We start from the raw sequence: 10,720 nt of genomic DNA, 5'->3' as shown, positions 1-10,720 counted from the left end.
GCGAATGGCTAGTTCTTACTGGACGGGAATCCCACCCGCTATATGATACGACCTAGGCTCGGCCGCACAAGTACCCGTTTGTTTAAGTTCAATCCTACACAAATTAACATGTATTCTTGAGAATAACTTGAATGTCAGGAAAATGAAGGTAGCTAATTGAAATTTTCATTTATAATGGCATTTTCCCCAATTTAAAACAAGGCTCTTCCAACAGGAACAAGCATCCATGTTATCCAATAAAATGATATTAGCTTAGCTAGTACGATTTTATGGATCTTTAACCAAGGGAGTAGGTAAATTTGGGAATCATTAATGGAAAAAATTTTATTGATCGTTTAAATAAGTTGGAAAATGAGATTTGGTTTGATGGTGAAAAAATTAAGGGAAAAATTTCTGAGCATCCTGCCTTTAAAGGGATTATTAATGCAAAAGCTTCCCTTTATGATTTACAAAATAATCCCGTTCTAAAAGATGAGATGACTTTCTTTTTACCTGATAAAGAAGAACCTATTGGACTTTCATATTTGCAGCCCAAATCGAAAGAGGATTTGAAGAGAAGAAGAAAAATGATCGAAAATTGGGCAATACACACTCATGGAATGATGGGAAGAAGTCCTGACTATATGAACACGGCTGTAATGAGCTTTGCCTCCTCTGCCTCACTAATAAAAGGTAGAGAAAATTGTTTTCCTGAAAATATTAGATTTCTATATGAAAGAGCGATGGAACAAGACCTCTCGTTAACACATACATTTATTACTCCCCAGGTAAATCGTTCCCAGCTTTATTTGGATTTTTCTGAAAAGCCTATTTCCGCTAAGATTATTGATAGAAATGAAAAAGGAATAGTCATAAAAGGTGCCCGACTGCTCGCTACTCAAGGCGGGTTAACTGATGAAGTATTGGTTATTTCTGCCCCAAGATTATTTGATAGTGAAGAAGCGTTCGCCTTTTCTATCCCTTCTAACACGAAAGGATTAAGATTTATTTGCAGAGAATCTTTTGTGGGAGGAGAATCTTCTTTTAATCATCCCCTCAGTTCAAGATATGAAGAAATGGATTCAATCGTTGTCTTTGACAATGTATTAGTTCCATGGGATAGAGTATTTTTTTACGATAATGTTGAAGCTGCTACTGACTTCATGAATCAAAGCTCTTTTTACACCTTTGCATACCATCAAGTTGTAACCAGACAAATTGTAAAAACAGAATTTATTCTTGGGGTTGTTCAACTTCTTGTCGATACGATTAATGTTAGTGAGTATCAACATATACAAGAAAAACTTTCCGAAATGATTATTGGTCTTGAAACAATGAAAGCACTATTAGAGAAATCAGAAAATGATTCAGAATTAGATGAATGGGGATATATGCGACCTAGTATGATACCATTACAAGTCGCTTGTAACATCTTTCCTAGAATTTATCCCCGCTTCAGTGAAATTATCCAATTAATTGGAGCTAGCGGAATGGTTTCCTTACCTACTGAGAGGGACTTTGATTCTGATATTAGAGAAGACCTGAACCAATACCTTCAAGCGGCAAACAAGACAGCTAATGATCGGGTTAAAATTTTCCGATTGGCATGGGATCTTTCGATGAGTTCATTTGGTACAAGACAAACCCAATATGAAAGATACTTTTTTGGTGACCCCATTCGATTATCAAGTGCTTTATATAAGAACTATCAAAAAGATAAATATGTTGAAGAAATTAGCAAATTTTTAGATCTAAAAAATTAAGAGTGTCTGGTCAAATTGTCATAATACAGTATCGACCAGTAATAATTTGTCAACTTTTTCCATCTCTTACAAGAAACAGGCGTTTCTACAATTATGGAAACATCCTGTTTCAGAGAAACTTCATCCCATTATTATTTGGAAGTTTTTATGAGATAATTTTAATAATGGTGGTAGTACGGGTAGTGGTGGTGGTGTGGGTGCGGATAGCCAAAACCAAGTCCTGGATAAAAACCAAATCCTGAACCTGGTCCACCTAAGCCAAGACCTGGAGAGAAACCAAAACCTGAGCCTGGTCCTCCTAAACCAATACCTGGATAAAAACCTGGTCCTAATCCTGGTCCAAAATCCTTATTGAATCATCACTCCCGTTATGCAGTAATATTCTACGTTATTATTTTAGGTTTGCTATCATTAAAAATGAAATCTGTTGCTCATCTGTACTTGAAATCTGTTCCAATTGATTAACAATTAACTTTTGTCGCTCCGATGAATGGTTTTGACTTAACTTTGCTTTCCCTTCTATTTTGTTGATTTTTATTTTGAATCCTTGAACTCCCTTGTTCATGCCAGCGAGAAACTCACCATCAACATCTTTTAAATTGTATGAACTGTCAGGAGCTTCGTACTTCAATACCATATCATTTAAGGAGTTCATTAACTCATGTTCATCCTCTAATAGTTCGACTTCTCCGTAAACATGAACAGTTACATAATTCCATGTTGGTACTGCTTTATTCGTCTCATACCAAGATGGTGAGATATAACAATGAGGACCATGAAAAATAGCTAAGACGGTTTGATTTTTGATATCTTTCCACTGAGGATTAGGACGAGCAAAATGTCCATATAAGTATGAATTATCCTTGTTCAAAATTAACGGTAAATGAGTCGCAAATGGCAACCCATTATGTTGAGAAAAAAGAGTCGCAAAACTATGTTCCTTCATAATGTCGAAGGCAAGTGTTTCGTCTTTAATTTTAAAATGTGCAGGAATATACATGTTTTTTTCTCCTCTCAGAATCTTTTCTTATCATTCAATTAATAATTCCCTATACGATAACCGTTTTTTAACCACAATCCTAATTATCAATGAAAACTTCTTCATCTACTACAATTCGGTCATTCCATAAGCTATGCTATAAGATTTATTCCTTTTCAGATTTAATTTTTTAGCTATGTCAATTAAACATGAAGTTAGTTTTTCACTGATACAGAGCCTTTTTTTGATACGCGAGCATTTTTGCCTAATATAACTGAAAAAACAACAATCACTGCTATTACAAGAGTGAATAGTGTGATGGATTCATCTAGAAATACTGTTGCAAATAGAATCATCAAAAATGGTTGTAAGTATTGAATCTGACTAACTCTTGCTATTCCGCCCATAGCCATTCCGCTATACCATGCAACATATGCTAGAAACTGACTAACCACTGAGAGATAAATAAAACTAACCCAAGCTTGTAAAGGTGCATGGAGCATTTCAGTTGTAAGGTTTAGCCCAACTGGAATAATGAAAAATGGAGCACCGATCATAATTGCCCAAGCAATCACTTGCCAACTACCTAATTCTTTCGCTAATCTTCCACCTTCTGCGTAACTAAGTCCAAGTATAATTACTGCTGTTAGTAAAGCTAAATCGGCAAATTGTAATTGACCGAATCCAAGATGAAGTGCATACATAATAACAGCTAAAGAGCCGATTATACTTGAAATCCAGAATTTGAGAGAAGGGATTTCACCTGCTCTAAACATAGCAAATCCTGCTGTTGCTAATGGTAACAGGGCTAATTCCACAGCTCCATGAGAAACAGGCAAGGACTCCATAGCCCAAGAAGTGAGGAGAGGAAATCCTAAAACTGCACCAACAGCAACAATAAATAGACTTTTGAATTGGCGAGGAGAAGGTAGTTTTTCTTTTCGAACAATCAATACCCCAGCTACTAAAATAGCAGCAACAACTGTTCTTCCTAAACCGACGATCGTAATCCCAAAATACTCTACTGCAATACTTGTAGAAGGGAGCGTTAAGCTAAAACAAATGACACCTATTAATCCCAACAATAATCCAAATTTCTCGCTGGTTTCTCTCTGCATCTTATCCTACCCCTATTTTTTATTTTGTTTCACATCTGTACCATTTTTAAATTTCCTTAAAAAACAGTTCTGATATAATTAAAATATTAATAGGTACACACACTAAAAATAAACCATTTTTTTACCCATCTGTCCTGGTTCAGTTAAAGGAGGATCAATATATGAGCTCAAAATATATTAAGCTAATGGAAGAAATTAAGCTTCAGCTATCAGATGGATCGCTCATTGCAGGTAGTAAACTCCCTTCTGTTCGTCAGTTATCTGAGTATTTTTCATGTAGCAAAAATACTGTCATTAAAGCATACGAAGAACTAGAAAAAGAACATTTAATTTATTCTGTTCCTAAAAGTGGCTACTATGTTGTGAATGAATTACAAAATGCGACGAAAGAAAATGAGGTGATTGATTTCTTATCTGCTGGTCCAGATAAAAACGTTATGCCCTATGTTGAATTTCAACATTGTATGAATCAAGCAATTGAACAATATAAAGAAGAGCTTTTTACATACTCTGATCAACAAGGGCTTTACTCATTACGAGTACAGGTAGTGAAATATTTGCAGAATTTACAGGTGTTCACTCAACCTGAAAGAGTAGTCGTTGTATCTGGCTCGCAGCAAGCCCTAAATTTATTAGTTTCTATGCCGTTTCCAAATGGAAAAAACAATATTCTAATTGAGCAGCCTACTTATTTCGGGTTTATTGAGTCCATCAATCTGCACCAAGCTACTACTTTTGGAATTGAGTTATCGATGGAAGGGATTGATCTTGATCGTCTGGAATACATTTTTCGAAATAATGATATAAAATTTTTCTATATTATCCCGAGATTTCACAATCCTCTTGGACATTGTTACACGAATAGTGAAAAGAAAAAAATCGTTGAGTTAGCTGAAAAATACGATGTATATATAGTGGAAGATGATTTTTTAGGAGACCTGGATCCAAATGCAAAATCAGATCCTTTATTTTCTTTTGATCCTTCTGGAAGAGTGATTTATATTAAAAGCTTTTCGAAAATTTTTCTCCCAGGGTTAAGGATTGCTACTGTCGTTCTTCCTACATTAATGATTAACAATTTTTTACGATATAAATTTAGTTCGGATTTTAATAGTTCAGCACTTTCTCAGGGTGCATTAGAAATCTATTTAAAAAGTGGTATGTTTAATAGCCATCTCAAAAAAATAAAAGAGGTTTACCGTACTAAAATGCAAATCCTTCAAGAAGCCTGTGAATTATTGCTACAGGATAATACTCATTTTTCTAAACCGACTTCAGGATTCTATCTTTCCATCAGTTTGCCCGAGAATGTATCAGCAAAACAGGTAGTTCATATGCTAAACGAGCAGCATATATATGTCGATGATGCCTCTAGAATGTTTTTACCAGAATATAAAAAGGAAAATCTCCTTCGATTAAGCATCTCTCAAGTGAAAGAGAGTCAAATTAAACTAGGAGTAGAGCGATTGGCTCAATGTATTGCTTTAATTACCAATAGAAAAAATCATATTACTCCGAATAACTTTTTACTCTTTTAGTATGCTTAAGTGTATATAGAGGGTAGCATCAGGATTATGCGGATTTCCAACTTTTAAATAAAATAAAACCTTCTCAAAACGATGATTTTTGAGAGGGTTCTTCAATTAACTTGCCTCCGAAGTATTGAAAAACTGCTCCGTTAGTAAAAGAAGTTCATATAAAAACTTAATTTGTTTAAGAAATTTTACTTATCTTCCCTTTCATTCAATAATCTTTATTCCATTATAATTTGCCCATATACGAAAAAGACGCGTTCCTAAATAAACGCGCCCTATAATGGAATAACAACATATAGAAATAGATACTACTTAGCTTATTTTTCTTCAAGTAATGCCTCCGTTAGTGTAATCAAACGGTAGTTTAAAAAAGTTGTGAAAAATATGACTTTATTAAATTAAAATTAGTGACAAAAGGTTATTTAAATACTACTACGGATAGATGAAATAAGAGAATTAAGAACTGCTTTTAACTGTTCTTTCGTAGTAGAATCTAGGATTTCTGCTTTACTATTAATCTTGGCCCCAACGACACCAAAGCAGTGATGAACCCCTCGCCGCGCTCTGTGGATGCCTCGTATTCTTTCGCTCCCAATGAGAGCAGCTTCTAAAAAGTTGCTGTTACATCATCGACTTGCCAGTAGACTATAGCACCTGCCGGGCCGGTCGCTGAACCATCGGGCACGTAGCGTTTATCGATCAGGCCCAGCTCGTACTGGTAATCGCCGAGGCGAAACTCGGCATATCCTGGACGTTCAAAGTATGGTTCGATGCCCAATAGCTCGGCGTACCACTTCCCTGCCGCTAGTAGAACATCCGTCCAAAAATTGACTGTAGCAAGCCCTCGTATTGTCTGTCTGTCGCTCATAATCGATTTCCTCCTTATGTTGAAGAGAGGTAACCAAAGTAAAAAAGACTTTTAATGAACAAGCTAAAAACTTGAAAAAGGCAAGGCGTGCTGCGGAACTTCTGGATAAGCGTCGAGAAAAAATCTTAGTGTTTGAGTGAGGAAATTTCCCACTCTTTTTTTATTTTTCAACTTTATATTAAACTGTGGGCAAAAGAAAAAGCGATTGAACTTAAAGCTGCGGCGTCCCGTAACCCTTTTGAAAAGACAGTTTATCAGAGTCATATTTTAAGCCTTGGTATGTATATAAATATGATTCTTCAGTATAAAAAACATCTATCAAAGTTAGAGTCGGAGATAGATGCCCTCGCTAAGGAAATTGAAGAATATAATATCCTCAAATCTATCCCTGGTATCGGAGAAAAGATCGCAGCAACGATAATTTCTGAAATTGGAGAGAAAGATCGGTTTAATGAAACCAAGAAGTTAGTTGCATTCGCTGGAATAGATAGATCCTAGATTGTGTACTCTTCAGGAAAGTTTACTGCATCGGTAAACCGTATAACCATACATGGCTCGTGTAGATTTCTCCACGCCTAGTATATGGCTGTTCAAATTGGTATTTTGGATGCCTGTAAAAAGAAAACGACTGAGGAGATCATTCCACGCAATAGAAGACTACGAGTTTTACGAGAAGAAGGAAAACCCTTTTTGCATATGCAAACAAACTATTAACTGGTTTAGCTCAAATTAAAAATAACTAGTATAGTTAGATAATTTCGATACCTAATTCCATGTACTTGTTTAAATTATGACTTAGTGGACCGTCTTCCGTAATTAAGTAATCAAGTTCTGAAACGGGACCAACCAAGTAATTGGAAATAGTATTAAGTTTACTTCTTGTTACCAGGGTTGCGATCTTATTTGAACTTTTAATCATCTGACGTTTAGAATGAGACTCTTCTATATGAGGGATGCTGATACCAAAGTCAGGGTGCAGGGAATACACTCCTAAAAAACAGAGATCGGCTCTAATATTTTTAAGCACATCAATTACATCCAATCCTACAGTCACAAAAGATTCCTTAAAGAAGGTTCCGCCCAAAAGGATGATATCTGTATTTGGATGCTTTGATAATGCCAAACTAATAGAGGGACTATTCGTAATAATGGTTCCTTTAAACTCCATTGGAATTTCTTGAGCCAGAAAAAGATTTGTTGTACTTCCATCGATTAAAAGAACTTGTCCATCTTTAATAATTTCCACTGCTTTTAAAGCCAATTTTTTTTTTGCATCTATATTTTCTTCCGTTCTTTCAGAAAAAGTTAAAGCACTCGCTGATGCAGGAAATGCCCCGCCGTGTACTCTTTTGAGAAGACCAAATGAATCCATTTCCCTTAAATCTCGTCTAATTGTGTCCTCGGAAACATCCCATTTCATGCTTAATTCTTTAGCAACGACTTTCCCTTCCTTTTCAAGTATTTGTAAAATTTTGCTTTGCCGTTCTTTTCTAAGCATAACAATGATCAGCCTCCGTGTTTTTTGCATGTTTTTTCTTATATTATATTATTTTTTCTGGAATTCACCAATTTTAAAAAATTCCACGAAATTATTCTTGTTTTTTCTTGTTTATAAAGATAAAATATTCTCAAACACGAAAAAACTGGCTTTAAGATGCAAAAACAAGAAATTATTCGAGGCAAGAAATCTAATAACTGACATTTTGTACTAATTTTAAAATTACATGAATAAAGAGGAGGAAAAAAAGATGAATTACAGTATTGAAACACTAGCTGTAAATACGATTCGTACCTTATCAATTGACGCGATCAACAATGCTAATTCCGGTCATCCAGGGCTTCCTATGGGGGCTGCTCCAATGGCATATGCACTCTGGGCACATCATCTAAATCATAATTCTGCAAATGCAAAATGGTTTAATCGAGATCGATTTATTCTTTCTGCCGGACACGGATCTAGTTTGTTGTATAGTTTGCTTCATTTAGCTAGGTACAATGTATCTTTAGAAGATTTAAAAAGTTTTAGAAAGCTTAATAGCAAAACACCTGGTCATCCCGAATTTGGTCACACAGAAGGTGTTGAAGCGACAACTGGGCCTTTAGGGCAAGGAATTGCAAATGCAGTAGGAATGGCGATGGCTGAAGCGCATTTAGCTGCAAAGTTCAATCGGGATGGATACCCTGTTATTGACCATTATACATATGCTCTAGTTGGCGATGGAGACTTAATGGAAGGCATCTCTTATGAGGCCATGTCTATGGCCGGTCATATGAAACTAGGAAAATTAATTGCATTATATGACTCAAATGATATTTCTTTGGACGGTGAATTAAACCTTTCATTTTCAGAGGACATTCAAAAAAGAACAGAATCTGCTCATTGGCAATATTTACGAGTAGAAGATGGCAATGATGTAGCAGAAATCTCAAAAGCTATTACATTAGCTAAACAAAATACAAACCAACCAACTTTGATCGAAATTAGAACCACTATCGGTTATGGAAGTCCCAAAGTTGCAGGAACAAACAAGGCACATGGAAATCCCCTTGGAGCAGAAGAAGCTCGTGCAACAAAACAGGTATATGGCTGGCACTATGAAGAGGATTTCTTTGTACCGGAAGAAGTTAAAGCTCATTTTGAAGAGCTAAAACAAAGAGGAATTAGCCAAGAACAACAATGGAATGCATTATTCCAGTCTTATCAAGAGACATATCCTGAATTAGCTAAGGAACTGCAACATGCCATCACGGGAGAAGTTTTAATCCATACGGAAGACATCCTGACATTTGATACGGGTAAAACAATTTCAACTCGTGTAGCCAGCGGAGAAGCCATTAACCATTTTGTAAAATCAGTTCCTTCTATTTTTGGAGGAAGTGCGGATCTTTCTCACTCCACAATGACAGATATAGAGGAAGACGCAGCATTCGCAGTAGAATCATTTAGCGGACGAAATATCTACTTTGGTGTTCGGGAACACGCAATGGGAGCGGCTGGCAATGGTTTGGCTCTTCATGGCGGGGTAAAGCCTTTTGTAAGCACATTCTTTGTTTTCAATGATTATCTCAGACCGTCAATTCGTCTGGCAGCCTTGCAAAAGCTTCCAGTCACTTATGTATTTACACATGATTCGATTGCGGTTGGTGAAGATGGTCCAACTCATGAGCCAATTGAGCAGCTAGCTTCTCTTCGTGCGATCCCAGGGCTAACTGTGATTCGCCCATCAGATGCAAACGAAACAGCAAGTGCTTGGGCTTATGCACTACAACAATTAGACGGCCCGGTTGCCTTGGTACTAAGCCGTCAAAACCTGCCTGTGTTCCAAGAAACACAAGCCAATATAGACAACCTTTCTAAAGGAGCTTACGTATTAACGCAAACAAATGAACAACCAGAGGTTATTTTGATCTCTACCGGTTCAGAAGTGTCATTAGCCATTAACGCGAAAGCTGAACTTGAAAAGGAAAATGTGTCGGTTCGCGTTGTCGCAATGCCAAGCTGGGAACTTTTCGATCGTCAACCGAAAGAATACAAAGAGCTTGTCTTCCCTGCTTCTATTACGAAGCGTGTGGCACTAGAAATGGGTATCTCTCTTGGATGGGAACGCTATGTAGGATCAGAAGGGAAAGTATTATCTATTGAAACATTCGGTGCTTCAGGAACGGGCACTGCAGTCATGGAGCTATTTGGATTTACGACAGAAAATGTTGTTCGAACTGCAAAAAGTCTACTGAAATCTTAAATTGGAGGAAATATACGATGAAATTATTTATTGATACTGCAAATCTTGTTGATATTAAAAAGGCATATAAAATTGGCGTTTTATCTGGTGTTACAACCAATCCTTCCCTAGTTGCTAAGGAAGGCGTAAAATTCGAAGACCGCATTGAAGAAATCTGCCAAGCAGTTCCACAAGTAGAGTCTGTTTCCGCTGAAGTAACTCCAGAAGCCATTACAGCTGATGAAATGATTGCCCAAGCTGAAGAGCTTATTAAAATTAACGGCGGAGATAAGAAAATTACAATCAAGCTTCCTATGACTTTAGCTGGCTTAGAGGCTTGCCGTTATCTTGCTGATAAAGGCGTTAAAACAAATGTCACACTTATCTTTACAGTAAACCAAGCACTATTAGCAGCTCGTGCTGGTGCAACGTATGTATCTCCATTTTTAGGCCGCTTAGATGATATTTCCGAAGACGGTGTCCAATTAGTATTAAAAATAGCTGAATTGTTCCGCATTCATAATTTCGACACACAAATTATTGCAGCATCTGTTCGTCATCCTGATCATGTAACTCGTGTAGCAATGGCAGGTGCACATATTGCAACGATTCCATTTTCAGTCATTGAGCAAATTTCTAAACATCCACTTACTAATCAAGGAATCGAAAAATTTGCTGCTGATTGGGAAATTACTCTTAAAAACTAAGTTAAATAAAAAACACGACAGGAATTCTGATATGCTCCCCAATAGGTAG

The 10,720-nt window shown here is 36.5% G+C and carries 7 protein-coding genes and 2 pseudogenes; 5 read left to right on the top strand and 4 right to left on the bottom strand.

Annotated elements, in window-relative coordinates:
• Positions 1-299: 299 nt before the first annotated feature.
• Positions 300-1,742 (top strand): 4-hydroxyphenylacetate 3-monooxygenase, oxygenase component, encoded by a 1,443-nt coding sequence (gene hpaB, locus COE25_RS26895; protein ID WP_098934828.1) that lies wholly within the window; start codon positions 300-302, stop codon positions 1,740-1,742.
• Positions 1,743-2,133: 391 nt separating this feature from the next.
• Here hpaB and COE25_RS26890 read toward each other — a convergent pair whose 3' ends face one another.
• On the bottom strand, positions 2,134-2,742 hold the full coding sequence (locus tag COE25_RS26890; RefSeq protein WP_088087258.1) for an FMN-binding negative transcriptional regulator: 609 nt from the start codon (positions 2,740-2,742) through the stop codon (positions 2,134-2,136).
• A 194-nt stretch (positions 2,743-2,936) separates the two neighbouring features.
• Positions 2,937-3,839, bottom strand: a complete 903-nt coding sequence (locus COE25_RS26885) for a DMT family transporter (protein ID WP_098934827.1) — start codon at positions 3,837-3,839, stop codon at positions 2,937-2,939.
• Between the two features lie 161 nt (positions 3,840-4,000).
• On the opposite strand from COE25_RS26885, the gene COE25_RS26880 reads away from it, so the two are divergent.
• Positions 4,001-5,377 (top strand): aminotransferase-like domain-containing protein, encoded by a 1,377-nt coding sequence (locus COE25_RS26880; RefSeq protein WP_098934826.1) that lies wholly within the window; start codon positions 4,001-4,003, stop codon positions 5,375-5,377.
• Positions 5,378-5,906: 529 nt separating this feature from the next.
• Here the strand turns inward: COE25_RS26880 and COE25_RS26870 are convergent.
• Positions 5,907-6,242 (bottom strand): annotated as a pseudogene (locus tag COE25_RS26870) (VOC family protein); the annotation flags it as partial.
• 180 nt (positions 6,243-6,422) lie between these two features.
• On the opposite strand from COE25_RS26870, the pseudogene COE25_RS26865 reads away from it, so the two are divergent.
• Positions 6,423-6,926 (top strand): annotated as a pseudogene (locus tag COE25_RS26865) (transposase); the annotation flags it as partial.
• Between the two features lie 64 nt (positions 6,927-6,990).
• Here the strand turns inward: COE25_RS26865 and COE25_RS26860 are convergent.
• Positions 6,991-7,740, bottom strand: coding sequence for a DeoR/GlpR family DNA-binding transcription regulator (locus COE25_RS26860; RefSeq protein WP_088087256.1), 750 nt, complete (start codon positions 7,738-7,740; stop codon positions 6,991-6,993).
• A 250-nt stretch (positions 7,741-7,990) separates the two neighbouring features.
• Between COE25_RS26860 and tkt the strand changes: the two genes are divergently transcribed.
• Entirely contained in the window at positions 7,991-9,985 is a 1,995-nt protein-coding gene (tkt, locus tag COE25_RS26855; RefSeq protein WP_098934825.1) for a transketolase, read from the top strand.
• Between the two features lie 17 nt (positions 9,986-10,002).
• On the top strand, positions 10,003-10,671 hold the full coding sequence (gene fsa, locus COE25_RS26850) for a fructose-6-phosphate aldolase (RefSeq protein ID WP_098934824.1): 669 nt from the start codon (positions 10,003-10,005) through the stop codon (positions 10,669-10,671).
• Positions 10,672-10,720 lie beyond the last annotated feature (49 nt).

The organism is Bacillus sp. AFS031507, from assembly GCF_002584635.1.
Classification (GTDB): Bacteria; Bacillota; Bacilli; order Bacillales; family Cytobacillaceae; genus Neobacillus.
Note: the sequence above shows the minus strand (reverse complement) of the source record. Positions and strands in the feature narration are given on the sequence as shown.